We start from the raw sequence: 16,586 nt of genomic DNA, 5'->3' as shown, positions 1-16,586 counted from the left end.
CTTGCCGCCCTTACGGTCGGGACTTCGCTCGGAACTCGCGAAGTCTGGAACACCCTTAAATGTACGTTATGCCACGTAAAAAACTCGAAAACCCCGAAGACATATTAAGCCAGCCCATTATTGTGCGGGTTACCGAAAAAGTCTTTAAAAAATTGGAAAAGATACAGCAGGAAAGCGGCTGCCAAAGCGTAGGCGAAGTGGCACGAATGATATTATCCGGCGAACAAATCAACTGTTTTTATAAGGATGTATCATTAAATGCCCCTATGGAGGAAATGGCTTTGATAAGGAAAGAATTGAAAGCCATCGGCATCAATATCAATCAGCAGACTAAATTCTTTCACATGAGTAAGTCGGAAGCACAGCGTGCATTTTTTACGCTCAAAACGGCAGAGCTATATAAAAAGGTCGGCGGTAAGGTCGAAGAGTTATTAGGCATAATTAACCGCTTAGCTGAAAAATGGTTACACGTTTCGTGAACGGGAAAAATATTAGGGGTATGTTGCATTACAATGAAAACAAGGTAGCAGCCGGTGAAGCCAGGCTATTGCTGGCCAGCGGCTTTGCAGGTGATATTGACAAGTTTAACCTGGAGCAAAAACTGCAACGTTTTGAGCATTTAACCATGCTGAACACCAGGGTTAAAACAAACGCGGTACACATCACGCTCAATTTTGATGAACAGGATAAGTTGAGCAATGAAGTTTTACAGCAGATCACTTTATCTTATATGGAAAAGATTGGCTTTGGCGACCAGCCCTACTTAGTATATAAACATAATGATGCCGCGCATACACACGTCCACATTGCGACTATCAATATCAAACCGGATGGCAATCGGATTGATACGCACGGTATTGGTTGGAAATTATCCGAACCGGCCCGAATAGCACTGGAAAAGGAATATGCTTTGGTACAGGCCAAAGGCAGGAAAAACAGCAACACCTTAAATATCAAACCCGCCAATTTGGAGAAAGCCATCTACGGCAAAACACCTACTAAAAGGACTATCACCAATATTGTAAATGCTGTAATCGGCAGCTACAAATTTACCTCACTGGCTGAATTTAACGCTATACTCAAACAGTTTAACGTCATAGCCGACCGGGGCGGCGAAAATACAATGATGCGTGAAAAAGGCGGGTTAATTTATAGTCTTATTAATGACAAAGGCGAAGAGGTTGGCATACCCATAAAGGCAAGTGCCATCTATAACAAACCAACTTTGGCCAATTTGCAAAAAGAGTTTGATAAGAATATTGAAAGGCGCAAGCAATATAAAGACCCGCTGAAAGAAGCCATTGAAAGGGTATTTAAGCAATACGATGCGATTACTAAAAACACTTTCATCGCCGAACTGCAAAAGCAGCACGTCAATGTTGTTTTCCGCGTGAATGAGCAGGGTTACACCTATGGTATCACTTATATCGACAATCACAATAAAACGGTATTCAACGGTAGTGATTTAGGCAAGGTTTATAGTGCCAAAGCCATTTTGGATAGGTTCAGCACCAAAGATAAACAAGTAAAACCCGAGTTAAAAAAAGAACATAAACCAATACTGAAGCGTAACGCGCCAAATACAACGCAACAGCCAAAAACCTATCTCAAACCACCACAACAAACTAATTATTTATCGCTGGCCCTGGCTAAATATCAGCCGGAAGCTGCGCCAAGCGGGCCGCGAAAAAAGAAAAAAAGAAGATCAAAAGAAAAGGAACAAGACCAGGGACTGGATTTATAAATATCAGGAGGGATTGCAATGCACACCGGAGAAGATACACAAGGGCTAAGGAAGATCATCGACTTTACAAGACTTATCAGCATTTTTATATTGGCCATACATTTTTACATCTGTTGCTACCAGGCATTTACACAGTGGCACTGGACAGCAAATATCACTGACCGAATTATCGCCAATATTGCCAAAACAGGTTTATTCAATAACTGGTGGAAACCTAAACTGGCAGCATTGCTTTGCCTGTTTATTTCTTTGGTTGGTGTCAAAGGCAAAAAAGATGAAAAGATCAATTATAAAAGCATTACAGCCTATCTCCTTACTGGCCTGCTTATTTACTGGATAAGCATCCTATGCTTTTACCTGCATACAGATTTGGCGCTAATCGCTATTGCCTATATGACGTTGACAGGTATTGGATATTTACTAATGCTTACAGGTGGCGCCTGGTTATCGCGGATACTGAAAGAAAAGCTAAACAAGGATATTTTCAACAGCGAGAATGAAACCTTTCCGCAGGAAGAAAGGAAGTTGGAAAACGAGTATTCAATTAACCTGCCTGCCAAATATAACCTTAGAGGCAAAACGAGGGATAGCTGGATAAACTTCATCAATCCCTTTCGTGGCCTGTTAGTGGCAGGTACACCCGGCGCAGGTAAATCTTATTTCGTTATCAGGCATATTATAGATCAGCATATTAAAAAAGGTTTCTCAATGTTTTTATATGATTTTAAATACGATGACCTTTCCAAAATAGCTTACAACAAACTATTACAGTACAAAGGTAATTACAAAACCAAGCCGGCTTTTTATGTTATCAATTTTGACGATCTAAACCATACCCACCGATGTAACCCACTTGACCCAGGCAGTATGAATGATATAACAGATGCGACCGAAGCAAGCCGGACAATCATGTTAGGTTTAAATAGGGAATGGATAAAAAAGCAAGGTGATTTCTTTGTCGAAAGCCCGATTAACTTTTTAACTGCTATCATCTGGTACCTGCGTAAGTATCAGGACGGTAAATATTGTACCCTGCCGCATGTAATTGAATTGATGCAAGCTGATTATGACCGCTTATTTTCAGTGTTGTTAAAACAGCCGGAAATAACCGCCTTAATTAATCCTTTTATATCCGCTTATAATAATAATGCTAAAGCACAATTAGAGGGACAGGTTGCAAGCGCCAAAATTGGGCTGGCAAGACTTGCGTCGCCACAGTTATATTATGTACTGTCCGGCAATGATTTTTCCTTAGATGTAAACAATCCCAACGAGCCGAAAATCATTTGTTTAGGCAACAACCCGCAGAAGCTGCAAATCTATGGTGCGGTATTGTCTTTATATATATCTCGAATGATTAAGTTGGTTAACCGTAAGGGCCAGCTAAAAAGTAGCCTGATCTTTGATGAGTTTCCGACTATCTTTTTTAATAACATGGATAGTCTGATCGCTACCGCGCGTTCCAATAAAGTTGCTACCACTTTAGCGGTCCAGGATTTCAGTCAGTTAAAAAAAGATTATGGTGCGGAGCAGGCCGACGTCATTACCGGTATTGTCGGCAACGTAATCAGCGGCCAGGTAACCGGCGATACCGCCAAGACTTTAGCGGATAATTTTGGTAAGATCGTACAGGATAAAAACAGCCTGACCATAAATAGCGGAGATACTTCATTCTCTAAAGCCACGCAATTAGACTATGCAATACCAGCGTCCAAGATTGCGGCGCTATCATCGGGTGAGTTTGTGGGTATGGTAGCTGACAACCCCGAACAAAAGATTGCGCTTAAAATGTTTCATAGTGCCATTCAGAATAATCATGAAGTTCTCGCTAAGGAGGAAGCAGATTTTAAATCCATCCCCATAGTTAGCTATGTAAGTGAGGAAACCGTTATAGAAACCTATGCCCAAATAAAGGATGAAATCGCGGGACTATTTAAAAGTGAACTTGCGGACTTAGATAAGGTGGATGATGCATCAGCGCAGGAAGCAGGTTTGGCGGTTAATATTTCAAACCCAAATGAAAAACAACTCAACAAAAAACAACATCGGCAAATGAGCAAGAGGAACCGACAAAGAGAAAGGGAAAACATTCGAAAAATAAAGCAAGGCTCTGATGATCAATCCACAGGTCGAAATGGTAAAGCCATATCACCTGTAAAGAATGACGATACGGAGCAGGCATTGTCAATGTAATTAGTTGAGGAACAGAATTAATGACCGACTTAATTCCAGACCCTATAGCATAACATAACAGTTTATTGCAGGTGCTTAGCCTATAGCCTGCTTAATTTTGAAGCCGCAGTTCCAGGAACCGTTCCTGATCTCAAACAATAATTCTTCGTTTCTATCCGGGAAATGCTCATCGATACATTTTGTTATTTGCTTTTTGACGTTCAAATAAGTTGTCCTGAAATCTCCTTCGGCAACCGGGAGAGCAACAATGATATGATCCCTATATAAGCTTAGTTCCCAATCAAGCGAACAATTTTCATGGAGAATTTTGATTGCCTTTTCCTGTGATATTTCCATTCGGAGTAAATGTACATTGTTTTAGTATGCTAAAAAGAGTATGGAGTATGTTATTGCTTCCTGCTATTAGTTTGGACATTCCGGAGCCGTTGATCACCAGATTCCGAAAAACTACAAACAGGCATTTCCGGAACACTTTGACCACATCAACTTCTTGAGTGTTAATTGCGATTTTCCTTCTTATCAACACAACTCGGTACTCTAAAGCGCACGGAGTTGCCTGGTGAAGCCTGCCGTAATATCCACATTGTCTGTTCAATAAAAATTCTTGAAATTTAAGGGTTTTCAGCCCGGTCAAGCGACGCTTGACCGGGCTCTGCCAGCAACTTAAGCGAAACATTTATCTCTTGCATGCCCTGCCGGAAATTTAAACATTTTTTCAACCCCCCATCATACCAATTGGTTTTTGAATTATATTTGCTAAAGAAATTATAACAAATGGATACTGATAGCTTGAGTACCAGCGATTTTATATTGCAAAAAGTAGCCCCTATATTTAATAGGCAGGGTTATGCAGGCACCAGTTTATCCGATTTAACAAAGGCCACCGGTTTAACCAAAGGCGCAATTTATTTCAATTTTAAAAACAAGGAGGCGCTTGCTGTTAAAGCTTTTAAGCTAAACGTCAAAAAAGTGATTGCCCCCATCGGGCTTCATCTTGCGCAGCATGATAACGCTATTGAAAAATTAAAGGCTTTAACCATTTATCACCGAACTTATTATGATGTAATAGCCGGTATTGGCGGTTGCCCTATTTTAAATGTTTGCACGGATGCCAACAATACAAATGAAACCCTGTTTAATGCCGTTAAAATAATTTCCAAACGGCTTGAAAATGATTTAATACGCATTATCCAAAACGGGATCGATGATGACGAGATCCGCGCGGATGTAAATGCTGCCGTTTATGGCAAAAACATTTACGCCATGATTGAAGGAAGTATATTTTTGGCATTCACCCATCTGGACAGGACATATATAGACAACATGATGGACATGATTGACTTGTTGATTGACGAGAAATTAACTAAATAAAATTTTTTACATTGCAACATACCGAACGGTATGTAAATTAAAACTTATGAAAAAAATATTAACCACAACGCGAAAGGTTCGGTTTCAGGATTGCGACCCCTTCAACCATTTAAACAATTCCAGTTATATTGATTATTTTCTTAATGCTCGCGAAGATCAGCTAATAGAAAACTATAACTTTGATATTTTTGATATTGCAATTAACCAGGGGCTAAGTTGGGTGGTGACTTCAAACCAGTTACAATACATAAAACCGGCCTTCATAATGGAAACCATACAGATTGATTCGCAATTAATCGCGGCCACGTCCCGGAGCCTGCTGGTCGAAATGCGAATGTGGGATGAAAAGCAAACCCATTTAAAAGCTGTTTTATGGACAAATTATTTTCACTTCGATCTTAAAACCCAAAAACCGGCCAAACATGGCGAAGAGTTTAGCAAGCTTTTTACCGATATTTTGTTGCCTGTCGAACAAACAATATTTGAGGACCGGCGTAATTATTTGGTCAGGCAGCGGAAGGAGTAACTGATGGTGCGTTGATGTGCTTGTCGGCACTCAAACCCGTGAACACTTGGACCTGGATATTGCGCTGCCGCATAAATTCGATAAGGAACTAAGGCAGGTTCTCAAAGAAAAAGGTTTTGAGGGGCTTGATTTGTTGTATTCATGGGAATACAATTACGTGCTTAAAGACATCAATGGCTTGCTGGTTGATGTGCATACTTATGAGCTGGATGAAAACGGCAACAATATATTTGGTGTCGCCAATGAAGGCAATAGTTCTGAAACTTGATATTTTAAACTACTTAAAATCGCTTTTGTTTTATCAGGGTCTTATCATAAAGCCTTTAGAATAAAGCAATTCTATAAAAAACAACCAGCGGCTAATGGAAAATAAAATTAAAGATTTGGACAACTTGATTGCAGGTTGCACAAAACAGGATAGGAAATGTCAAAAATTGCTCTATAAATCCTTTTATGGATTTGCAATGGGAATTTGTCTCCGTTATGCCCGTAACCGCCATGAAGCAGCTGAAATCATGAATAAAGGGTTTTTGAATATTTTCTTTAGTCTTCAAAAGTATGACGTCCAAAAACCGGTTAAGGCCTTGATCAGACAGATCATGATCCATACTTCGATTGGTTATTACCGTGTTGAATTAACAGAGCTGATTACGGATGGTATTGAAAATGTAAATCTTGCTTATAACCAGCCATTGGAAGATCATAGTTTAGGATACTGCCAACTTCTTGCCAATATCCAGCAACTACCCGACGTGCAGCGCCTCGTTTATAATCTATATGCGATAGATGGTTACTCTGATCGGGAAACCGATGAACTACTTGGGAAAAGTGAGGGAACGTGTAAGTTCAATTTAATGAACGCCAGGGAAACTTTAACGAAAATGTTGAATTATGAAAAATAGCAATTATAAATTGGGTACGTGACCAGCCTTTCGACACTGCAAATGCCCGTTGCGGGTGGTAATATTTTTATTAAACGTATATACGGATTTCATGGCCAGGCGATACCTTTCCCACTCAGGTGTATCAACCCGCATGTATTGCGGTAAACGGATTTCGCGAGAAATTTGTTTACCGTAAGTCAGGCAGCCGCTTTCGCCGGGCTGCCTTATTTTGATAAAAAGGACGCCCGGGAACTTTCCAGGGCGTCCTTTTTATCCGGAATCTTACCTTCCCGGAATTGCAAAAGGCAGATCGTGAAGAATAACGTGAGTAACTATTTTCCATTCCCCGCTTATCTTTTGCAAGGTAGGCTGATAGTAACCCGATTCTGTAGGTGTTACCTTGCCCATTATTCCTAATGTTCCTTCAGGCCATCCATTGTCCGGGCGGATTTCACCTACAGCATCAAACCTGATAAATTGTGCATCTATTGTAGCATGATCTCCATTTACTTCAATAATATGATCATGCGTTGTGTGATGACTCCATCCTCTGTCAGGATGCGGTTTCATGAGGTTGGACATGGCATTTTCTATTTCCGCCTGTCCTGACAATACAAAAAGTAACTCGCGGTTTCCTCTATTAACATAGTACACTTCCACCTTACCATCCGGCACAAACAAGTCACTCACTGCCTTGCCATTTAGTTGGTCTGCTGCCCTGACATATCTGGCCAGTACATGTTGTACCTGGCGTTCCTCACTTGCTTTACTTTGCACTTTATTCGCTGAATTCTGTTCCATGGTTTTAAAAAATTGATTTTTTAAGATCTATTGCAAATTTCAGTACATCTTTTCCGGCACGCAATAAGGGTCAAAAGATTCACCTATGGATAATTTTATCCCCTATGGTACATTTTTGTACCTATAACTATCTTTGCATAAAAGCAATTTGAAGATGTACGAAAAAAAAATCCCCCTGCTGCTTGAATGCGGTCTCACCATGACCAAAGAAGTGCTGGGCGGCAAATGGAAGACAAGCCTGATATATGCCATTTCGGAAGGTATCCTGCGGCCCAGCGATTTACAGCGCGCTATACCTGGCTCTACTAAACGGGTTTTAAGTCAACAGCTTAAAGAACTGGAAGAGTTCCATATCCTGAACAAAAAGATATACCACCAGCTTCCTCCGAAAGTAGAGTACACCCTCACCGAACTTGGGGAAACCGTGTTACCTATCATCAAAATGATGAACCAATGGGGGGAACATAACCGCATCCCCCTGGAAACTATGATCAAATCAAGGAGCGAAAGCCGCGCCGTTTAACAAAGCCGGCGCGGATTCTGTGTATATAACTACTTGTAATATAAAATAGTTCTTATTGTGACGAGTCAGAACTTGATAAAGTTTTCAGCTATTTTTAGCTAAATTATACGAGTGAGCAACTCTAAAACGTTCATATATGGACATATTCCATTATACTCGTTAAATACTTGATTAGCTGATTTTTGTTATTTTTTCGTTATTTTATTGTAAATTCGTTGCTTAAAAAAAAAGTGGGAACGCTCAGAACCCTTCCTGATCATGAATTGATCGACTTGTTAAAGTCCGGGGAGCATGCCGCGTTCATTGAAATTTATGAACGTTATTGGACGGTACTTTACCTTCATGCACGGAAAATACTAAGAAATGAAGCGGAGGCAGAAGATGTCGTTCAGGAAATATTTTCATCGTTATGGCTAAAGAAAGAAGATATAGTTTTAAAATCGTCGCTTTCCTCTTATCTATACAGTGCGATACGCTATCGGATATTTAATCAAATTGAACATAAAAAGGTAATTTCCGATTATCTGAAGTCATTACAACAATTCATTAAGGAAGGGGAATTTGTTACCGAGGAACTTTACAGGGAAAAGGAATTGGCTGAACTGATTGAAAAGGAAATTCAGGCATTGCCTTCTAAAATGAGGCAAATATTTGAACTTAGCCGGAAACAATATTTATCCTATAAGGAAATTGCTGAAGAATTAGAAATATCTGAGCATACAGTAAAGAGCCAGGTAAGTAATGCATTAAGAATTTTAAAACTGAAACTTGGCGTTTCGGCAGGTGCTATTCTATTTTTGCTTCATCATTTGTAGGCTCTCTCTTTTAATAACCCACTCTTTAAAATTTATTTTCAATTCATCTCATACTTAGGCTTGAGTAAACTGTCATTTTAATAAAATGACAGAAATCAGCTTGGCTATGGATGAATTAGTATTAAAGAAAAATCATAAATCACGATACGAAAAACTTATTTGTTTTTAGGCCTTAGCGACATTTCTACGCTGACTCTAATATCAAACAACCATTTATTATCATTAATAATAGTTAATAACCCAAAACATACTGATGTACACCTTTAAGTATAAAGAAGTCGCCGAAGCATTACACGATGCCTTAATTTTCGATCCGTTTATCATCACCATAACGCAGCAAGTCCCCGGCAGTGCGGCAGACAAACAGCTGGCATTAACGAGCTATATGGATTATTCAATGACTGAGGCCGAAACCTATGGCCGGTTGTTTATACCCGACGAGCGATATGGGGCATCCATTTGGGCCAAACCGCCCGGCACTCTTCTTGAATCAGAAAAGAGTACAGGGAAACAGGCATTTATAAAGTATTATTTAGGCCCCGATGCATTAGCCGTATGGTTGACTATAACCAACTTTATGCATAACCAGCTTCATGGCGTTATTACAGACGATACCTGGTATTTATCGCTTGTCGGCGTGAATCCCGCATTACAGGGGCAAGGCTTAGGCGCAGGACTTATCACTCCGGTTTTAAAGGAAACCGACGGACTGGCGGTTGCTACCTATCTCGAAACCTTTAACCCGAAAAATATTAGTTTTTATAAGCGATTGGGCTACGAAATAGCGCTTGGGGTAGCAGAGCCGGTTACCGGGGCAACTTACTGGGTACTTGTGAGGGAGCCCATTATTAATATAACAGGGAATAACCGGCTATAGCAAAAAACGCCTCCCGGTTTCCCGAAAGGCGTTATAAATATTAGCATTTAATAAATATTATTGACCGGGTTGCCCTGTTCCTTTGCAAAACTAAAACTCGGCGTTTCTACAGGTGTTTTGCTTCACCATTTATAGGTTCGCTCTATTAATAACCCACGTTGTAAATAACATCTTTAGCTGTCGCTTAATTATAACTTATGATGTCGTTTTATACTTATTAAGAAATGGCTGCATAATCATTTCCGTCAGCATCTTCAAATGTTTTAACATCAAATTCTGCAATACCCGAAATATGAATATCTAATTCCTGGCATTTCTGTAATGCTTCTGATAACTGATTTATAGCCGCTAATTGTTCTTCAGAAAATTTATGATTGGACATACTTTGTAATTAACCGTACGAAATTAATGATAATCTATATAACCAGCATTAGGGCGACATTAAACAATGTAAAAAAGCGACTTCGAAAGATGTTATTTACACACTCTTTAAAATTTATTTTCATTTCATCTCATACTTAGGCTTGAGTAAACTGTCATTACAATAAAATGACAGAAAACAGCTTTGGCTATGGATGAATTAATATTAAAGACATTATTAGAAAAATACAGATTAGGTACTTGCTCAAAAGAGGAAATAGTTCTTTTGGAAAGTTGGTATTTGTCTGAATCGAAGCTACCTGGAGAAGATATAACCCAAAATACCTTATTACAGGCACATGAGCGGATTGCTGCTTCGATTGCAAAAAACACAGGATTTCCCTGTCAAACCCAAAAACCTATAATAAGGCTTTGGCCCCGGATAGCCGCCGCAGCTTCAATCCTATTATTTCTTTCTATTGGGGGGTATTTTCTCTTGCACAAACCAGGTAAAAATCAAATTAGTGCAATCAAACCCGGAATATTTAAAAACGACGCCGTTGCGGGTAATATGGCGGTTCTTACACTTGGGAACGGTAAAAAAGTAACCTTGACAGCCCTGAACCCAGGAAATATTGCTAAAGTCGCAGGAAAGAATGTGCGTAAATCCAAAGTGGGTGATTTAATTTATTTAAAAGATAATGCGGCCAGTAATTCTGAGATCGTTTATAATACGCTTACCGTGCCAAGAGGCGGGGGTAAGCATGAGCTTACACTTTCGGACGGTACACTTGCAATCCTGGATGCTGAATCCTCGATTCGCTTTCCGGTTAATTTTACCTCGTCTAAGCGCCAGGTATTTATTACAGGCCAGGTTTATTTTGAAGTTACACACAACGCGCATCAGCCATTTTCTGTTAGGGTAGGAAATGAAACAATTGAAGATATTGGCACCCGCTTTAATATAAGCGCCTTTGATCTCCACCCACGAACCACGCTGATTGAAGGCAGCATCAAGGTCAATGATTTTGTCCTTACGCCTGGCCAGCAATCATTTGAACAGGATAACGGTGTCATTAAGATACTTAACCATGCAGATATGCAGGAAGTTCTTGCGTGGAAAAATGACATGTTCGTGTTCAATAGTGAGACTTCACTCAAGACGGTGATGGATCAGATCAGTCGATGGTATGATATGGATGTCGTTTACGTAAACACCGGCAAAACTTATGAGCTGGGTGGCGATATGCCGAGATATTCGAAATTATCAGATGTTTTAAAAATCCTTACTTACAGCGGTGTGAAGTTCTCCGTTGACGGCAAGAAAATAATTGTTTACCAATAAATCAATGCTTATGATTAAATAAATACCAAGAACGCCCCCAATTAACTAAACTAATCCCTAATTAAATAAAAAATCCGGAACCGAGTGCAATCGGAACCGGAGCAATGATTAGGCTAAATCCAATTTCTCATTTGTTTCAAACCAAATCGTAACAAAAGTATGTATTTAAATGATTTACCCAAAGAAAGTAAAAAGACAGACAGCGACTGTAGAGGCCTGAAAAAAGGCTTAAAAAAATGGATAGTGCTGCTGTTCTTCCTTCAGGTTGGCTTTACAGCATTCGCTCAAAAAGTCAACATATCAGCGCACAATATGCCATTTGATAAATTTGTCAGCCTCGTTAAATCCCAAACCGGTTATTCTTTTTTTTATAACCACGACTGGCTGAAGCAAGCGCGGCCTGTAACGCTGAATGCGAAAGATATGCTGTTGGACGATGTGCTTCGAGCTTGCTTCGAAAACGAACCTTTCAGTTATGCAATCGTCAACAAAACTATAGTCCTTAAACTGAAATCAGCAACGGACAACCAAAAATACCCTGTAAACAGGCAGCGTGATCATGTAACGGGCAGGGTCTACGATACGACCGGCGCGCCAATACAAGGTGCAAATGTGGAAGCTTTAGGTTCAGTGACCTACCACACGACCACGAACGCTAAAGGTGATTTTGAATTTCCGGATCTCACTAAGGGCGATTCGATTATCGTAAGCTACGTTGGCTATCGTAAGGAGTTGCTGATTTATGCGGGCGCTCCCAGTGTTACGATTACCCTTCATCACAGTCATAGCGTGCTCGACGCTGTAGTAGTGCAAGCCTATGGCACAACCACACGCAGAGATAATATAGGATCAATTTCTACGGTGACGGCCGCCCAAATTGAAAAACAACCCGTTATCAACGTCGTAGATGCCTTGGAAGGTCAGGTGCCTGGCCTCAATATCACGCCTACAGGTGGTGCACCGGGGTCCCGAACGCTTGTACAAATCAGAGGACAAAATAGTCTTGCTAGCGCTACGGACCCACAAACCGTGTTAAGTACTTATGATCAACCATTGTTCATAGTAGACGGGGTGCCCATGCCGCTACAAAATCAGGCGCTGATCGGCGGCAGTTTTGCCAATGCCCAATTTACTGGCCCTTTAGCACAACAGGTCGGTCTGAGTTCATTAAATGGCATTAATCCGCATGATATCGAAAGCATCTCCGTTCTTAAAGACGCTGATGCGACATCTATTTACGGATCGCAGGGAAGCAACGGTGTAGTGATTATTACTACTAAAAGGGCAAAGGCAGGCGCGGATGCTTTGTCAGTTGCTTATAATCAAGGTATCACAGAGGCGACCAGGACAACTCCGATGATGAATATTCAGCAGTACCTCCAAATGCGTAATGAAGCGCTAACCAATGATCAGTTGACACCAAGTACGTCCCTTGACCCGGACCTCTTATTATTTGACCAAAATAAAAACACCAATTGGGTTAAGGACTTCTTTGGGGGAACGGCAAAATATACGGATTTACATCTTAGTCAGTCGGGAGGTAACGAGTACAACAATTATTTAATAAGCGGCGGTTATACCAGGAGCACATATGACTTTCCTGGTGACATGTCTGACAACCGTTATACATTTCATAGCTCATTCACGCATACCTCTGAAAATAAAAAATTTAAGCTGGATTTCGGAACTGACTATTCTTATGATTCAAATGACAATTCAGGAGAACCTGCGGCCCTTGCCGGCTTTACTTTGCCACCCAATTTCCCCAACCTTTTGGACGCAAATGGAAATCCTGTCTGGAGTTATAAAGGTTATTCATACAATAATTTACAGGGCAATCCTCTCGCTTATTTAAAGACGGCCGGAAGCAACGGGACGTACAATCTCAATACACATATCCTGGCAAGTTATAATTTCCTGTCAAACCTTAGTGTGTCATTGAACGCAGGTTACGGGAGAGCGACTCAAGATTTTACCAGCGAGCAACCAATTGCCTCACAAAACCCTCAATATGGTCCAACGGGTTCATCAACATTTTCGTTCGGTAATACTGATGTCATCAATATCATTCCTCAATTAAACTACTATAAGCAAATCGGGAAAGGAAAACTTTCAGTGTTGATTGGTGGCACGTATAAAAAAAATTATGGTACGCAATATACCATACTTGGGTTTGGTTATACATCTGACCAATTGTTAAACTCAACCAGTGGCGCAAGTTCGTACCAAATTACAAATACCGCATCATATTACAAGTATGTAGATGGTTTTACCCGGATAAATTATAACTGGGATGGAAAATACATCATTAATCTAACCGGAAACCATGACGGATCAAGCAATTTCGGACCGGACAAGCGGTATGGTAGCTTCGGTTCTGCCGGCGTTGGCTGGATATTGTCTGAAGAAAACTGGGTGAAGAACAATTTGACGTTTTTAAGCTTTGCCAAGCTTGCTGTCAATTACGGAACAAGCGGCTCTGACGGTGTCCAACCGTATCAATACCAGCCAAACTGGCAAGTTTCAGGCAGTTTTCCTTACCAGGGTTTCACTGGATACACCCCAATCACGCCGTTGAACCCGGTCTATGCGTGGGCATTGAATAAAAAATTCAATGAACAGATCGACCTTGGCTTTTTTCAAAACAAGTTATTGGTGAATTTCAATGTTTACCAAAATTTGGAAACCAATCAGTTAGTTTCCTACCTGGAACCAATTCAAACCGGCTTCAGCGGAATTACTGAAAATGCCCCATACCAGGTAGAGAATCGTGGATGGGAATTGGCAATTAGTTCAGGGAATATAAAATTCGGCGCATTTAGCTGGACAGGTTCATTTAACATGGCACACAACAGCAACGTGCTGAAAAGCTTTCCGGGAATACAGAACACACCCTATGCCTCTTTATACGTTGTAGGGAAGCCGCTTAGCGATATACAGGTGATTCCCTACGAAGGGGTAAACCCGCAAACCGGTCTTTTTCAGTTTAAAGCAGCAAACGGAACTATCACCAGTAGTCCAAATCTTTATAGTGGTTTTAATAGCGTTGGCGGAGATGAAACGCAGTTAGTGGACATCAATCCAAAATTACAAGGCGGATTTGGAAACACCTTAAATTATAAAAGATGGAGCCTTTATTTGTTTTTCAATTTCAGCGTTCAAAAAGGCGCTAATTATCTATACAATATTTATGCAAATGGTGCTTCAGACATCCCTGGTTCACCGTTGGTTAATGAACCTGCAATTCTGTTTGGCAAGGAGTGGAAACAACCTGGCGACCAGGCTACCATACAAAGATTTGCAGACGGCTTTAATGGTAGCAATGCATTTAATATTTATAACGCCGCCAGTGCTTTCTCATCTTCTACAGGGGCCTATAGTGATGCATCTTATATCCGGCTGAAGACTGCATCTCTTTCTTACCGGCTTCCGGATTCCTGGGCAAAGAAGATGGCCCTCAAAAGTTGTTCGTTTTATGTGAGTGGACAGAATCTGTTTTTGATTACAGGCTATCAGCTCGGTGATCCGGAATCCTTGTCATTATTCAGTCTACCGCCTCAACGAACTATTGTCGCAGGAATTAATGCAAATCTTTAATAAATCAAGCCTCTATACACTTTAAATAAGCTTAAGATGAAAAAAAAATATTATATCAGCTACATTTTTGCAGTTACCATTCTTGGATTTTTTGGTACGTCCTGCAAAAAACTGCTCGTAGTTCCGGCCAATGAACCCGGGCAGTTAGTTACAAGCAATGTTTTTGCAGATAGTGCCGGTTCTGTTAACGGCGTTGTAGGCATATACATTAATGCATTCGGCAGCCAAAATGGACCACTGTCGGGATATATGTCGCTCTACCCTTCGGTATCAGCAGATGACATGACGATAACTGATAGCTATTATGCTCCGATTTATAATGATGAACAGGTAGCCGGTAATGCAACCCTGTCAGGCGGAAGTACGGGTGTAATCTGGTCCGGTTTCTATGGCAGTACGCTTATCTATCAGGCTAACGCTGCAATAGAAGGATTAACGGCCAGCAAAGGCATCTCAAATACCCTTCGCAATCAACTTATAGGCGAATGTGAGGTAGTTCGTGCGTTGTCTTATTTTTATTTAACCAATCTCTATGGTGCGGTACCTTTAGCATTGACCAGCGATTATACTACTAATAGTAAGTTACCCCGAAGCTCAAGTGATAACGTCTATGCGCAGATTACAAAAGATCTGACGGATGCTACCGGAAAATTATCGGTCAATTACCCCTCCAGCGGCCAGGCGAGACCCAATAAATATACAGCTATGGCCCTGCTGAGCAGGGTCTACCTCTATCGCCAGCAATGGGCGAAGGCCGACAGCGCCGCTTCCGCCATTATTCAATCGGGTATGTATCAATTGGAAAACATAAATAATGTTTTTATCGCAGGCAATCAGGAGGCGATATGGCAAGGTTTGACAACGGGCTTCTATCCTTATTTAGTCGCGGAAGGTAATACATTCGTTCCTTATTCCAGTGCAATTACACCGGAATATGTGCTGATGCCGGAGCTTTTGAATGCCTTTGAACCTGGTGATTTGCGTCAAAGTAATTGGACTGCCAGCAATACAGTAAATGGTACAACCTACTATTATCCGTATAAATACAAAAACAACACATCCTTACAAGTCAATGGGACCACAGAAGGTGAAGTTTTATTCCGTTTGGCCGAACAATATCTTATCAGGGCGGAGGCAAAAATCAATGAAGGTGATCTTGCTGGCGCAGCTGCGGATATTAATGCTATCCGCACCCGTGCAGGCCTGCCTAATACTACGGCCACTACCGCCGATCAGCTGAAGTCCGCTCTATTAAAAGAGCGGCAGACTGAATTTTTCTGCGAATGGGGACACCGGTGGTTTGACTTGAAACGGTTAGGGCTGCTCAACAGTGTTATGACTGCCGAGAAACCAACCTGGCCTGCCGATGGACATTCGGCACTTTATCCAATACCTTATGGGGAATTGAAACTTAATCCAGGTTGGACGCAAAATCCGGGTTATTGAGTAGCAAGGTCTTAGTCTGAACGCTGAATTTACTCCCCAATTAAATTGTAGGTATATCCTGATCCTGGTTCAAAATACCGGACAGGATACCTATTTATAAATTA

General features: G+C 40.9%; 16 protein-coding genes. 13 read left to right on the top strand and 3 right to left on the bottom strand.

The window, feature by feature from the left end; genetic code table 11:
• Positions 1 to 68: 68 nt before the first annotated feature.
• From JN11_RS16950 to mobC, 3 genes are read left to right on the top strand one after another with little or no spacing between them, the layout of a single operon-like run.
• Positions 69 to 479, top strand: coding sequence for a mobilization protein (locus JN11_RS16950; RefSeq protein WP_144914466.1), 411 nt, complete (start codon positions 69 to 71; stop codon positions 477 to 479).
• Complete coding sequence (locus JN11_RS16945; protein ID WP_144914464.1) at positions 461 to 1,744, top strand: relaxase/mobilization nuclease domain-containing protein; 1,284 nt, start codon at positions 461 to 463, stop codon at positions 1,742 to 1,744. Before JN11_RS16950 ends, JN11_RS16945 begins: the two co-directional genes overlap by 19 nt.
• 18 nt (positions 1,745 to 1,762) lie before the next feature.
• On the top strand, positions 1,763 to 3,937 hold the full coding sequence (gene mobC, locus JN11_RS16940; RefSeq protein WP_144914462.1) for a conjugal transfer protein MobC: 2,175 nt from the start codon (positions 1,763 to 1,765) through the stop codon (positions 3,935 to 3,937).
• 75 nt (positions 3,938 to 4,012) lie between these two features.
• Here mobC and JN11_RS16935 read toward each other — a convergent pair whose 3' ends face one another.
• Complete coding sequence (locus JN11_RS16935; RefSeq protein ID WP_144914460.1) at positions 4,013 to 4,273, bottom strand: hypothetical protein; 261 nt, start codon at positions 4,271 to 4,273, stop codon at positions 4,013 to 4,015.
• Between the two features lie 438 nt (positions 4,274 to 4,711).
• Here JN11_RS16935 and JN11_RS16930 point away from each other — a divergent pair, with 438 nt between their 5' ends.
• The 4 genes from JN11_RS16930 to JN11_RS16915 all read left to right on the top strand — a co-directional run bounded on the left by JN11_RS16930 (position 4,712) and on the right by JN11_RS16915 (position 6,736).
• Positions 4,712 to 5,308: a TetR/AcrR family transcriptional regulator gene (locus JN11_RS16930; RefSeq protein WP_211360810.1), complete on the top strand. Its 597-nt coding sequence runs from the start codon at positions 4,712 to 4,714 to the stop codon at positions 5,306 to 5,308.
• 46 nt (positions 5,309 to 5,354) lie between these two features.
• Positions 5,355 to 5,834, top strand: a complete 480-nt coding sequence (locus tag JN11_RS16925) for an acyl-CoA thioesterase (protein ID WP_144914459.1) — start codon at positions 5,355 to 5,357, stop codon at positions 5,832 to 5,834.
• A 16-nt stretch (positions 5,835 to 5,850) separates the two neighbouring features.
• Positions 5,851 to 6,102, top strand: coding sequence for a nucleotidyltransferase domain-containing protein (locus JN11_RS16920; RefSeq protein WP_394348830.1), 252 nt, complete (start codon positions 5,851 to 5,853; stop codon positions 6,100 to 6,102).
• A gap of 94 nt (positions 6,103 to 6,196) precedes the next feature.
• The gene (locus JN11_RS16915; protein ID WP_144914456.1) at positions 6,197 to 6,736 is read left to right on the top strand and encodes an RNA polymerase sigma factor; all 540 of its coding nucleotides are present in this window, start codon (positions 6,197 to 6,199) and stop codon (positions 6,734 to 6,736) included.
• Between the two features lie 264 nt (positions 6,737 to 7,000).
• Here the strand turns inward: JN11_RS16915 and JN11_RS16910 are convergent, their stop codons facing one another.
• A complete protein-coding gene (locus JN11_RS16910) occupies positions 7,001 to 7,519 on the bottom strand; it encodes a nuclear transport factor 2 family protein (RefSeq protein WP_144914454.1) in 519 nt (172 codons plus the stop codon).
• 154 nt (positions 7,520 to 7,673) lie between these two features.
• Between JN11_RS16910 and JN11_RS16905 the strand changes: the two genes are divergently transcribed.
• The 3 genes from JN11_RS16905 to JN11_RS16895 all read left to right on the top strand — a co-directional run bounded on the left by JN11_RS16905 (position 7,674) and on the right by JN11_RS16895 (position 9,734).
• Complete coding sequence (locus tag JN11_RS16905; protein WP_144914452.1) at positions 7,674 to 8,042, top strand: winged helix-turn-helix transcriptional regulator; 369 nt, start codon at positions 7,674 to 7,676, stop codon at positions 8,040 to 8,042.
• A gap of 230 nt (positions 8,043 to 8,272) precedes the next feature.
• Positions 8,273 to 8,857 carry an RNA polymerase sigma factor gene (locus JN11_RS16900; protein WP_144914451.1) on the top strand — a complete coding sequence of 195 codons (585 nt, stop codon included), beginning with the start codon at positions 8,273 to 8,275 and terminating at the stop codon, positions 8,855 to 8,857.
• Positions 8,858 to 9,110: 253 nt separating this feature from the next.
• Positions 9,111 to 9,734, top strand: coding sequence for a GNAT family N-acetyltransferase (locus JN11_RS16895; RefSeq protein WP_144914449.1), 624 nt, complete (start codon positions 9,111 to 9,113; stop codon positions 9,732 to 9,734).
• A 217-nt stretch (positions 9,735 to 9,951) separates the two neighbouring features.
• Here the strand turns inward: JN11_RS16895 and JN11_RS24485 are convergent, their stop codons facing one another.
• Positions 9,952 to 10,116, bottom strand: a complete 165-nt coding sequence (locus JN11_RS24485) for a hypothetical protein (protein WP_170227780.1) — start codon at positions 10,114 to 10,116, stop codon at positions 9,952 to 9,954.
• A 189-nt stretch (positions 10,117 to 10,305) separates the two neighbouring features.
• On the opposite strand from JN11_RS24485, the gene JN11_RS16890 reads away from it, so the two are divergent.
• From JN11_RS16890 to JN11_RS16880, 3 genes are all read left to right on the top strand, one after another.
• Positions 10,306 to 11,439 carry a FecR family protein gene (locus JN11_RS16890; RefSeq protein WP_144914447.1) on the top strand — a complete coding sequence of 378 codons (1,134 nt, stop codon included), beginning with the start codon at positions 10,306 to 10,308 and terminating at the stop codon, positions 11,437 to 11,439.
• A gap of 159 nt (positions 11,440 to 11,598) precedes the next feature.
• Entirely contained in the window at positions 11,599 to 15,036 is a 3,438-nt protein-coding gene (locus JN11_RS16885; RefSeq protein WP_144914446.1) for a SusC/RagA family TonB-linked outer membrane protein, read from the top strand.
• 36 nt (positions 15,037 to 15,072) lie between these two features.
• Positions 15,073 to 16,482, top strand: coding sequence for a RagB/SusD family nutrient uptake outer membrane protein (locus JN11_RS16880; RefSeq protein WP_144914444.1), 1,410 nt, complete (start codon positions 15,073 to 15,075; stop codon positions 16,480 to 16,482).
• Positions 16,483 to 16,586 lie beyond the last annotated feature (104 nt).

Origin of the sequence: Mucilaginibacter frigoritolerans (assembly GCF_007830615.1) — a bacterium.
In the GTDB taxonomy this organism is placed as follows: Bacteria; Bacteroidota; Bacteroidia; order Sphingobacteriales; family Sphingobacteriaceae; genus Mucilaginibacter; species Mucilaginibacter frigoritolerans.
The sequence above is the reverse complement of the archived record's forward strand: the minus strand, read 5'-3'. Positions and strand labels throughout refer to the sequence as shown.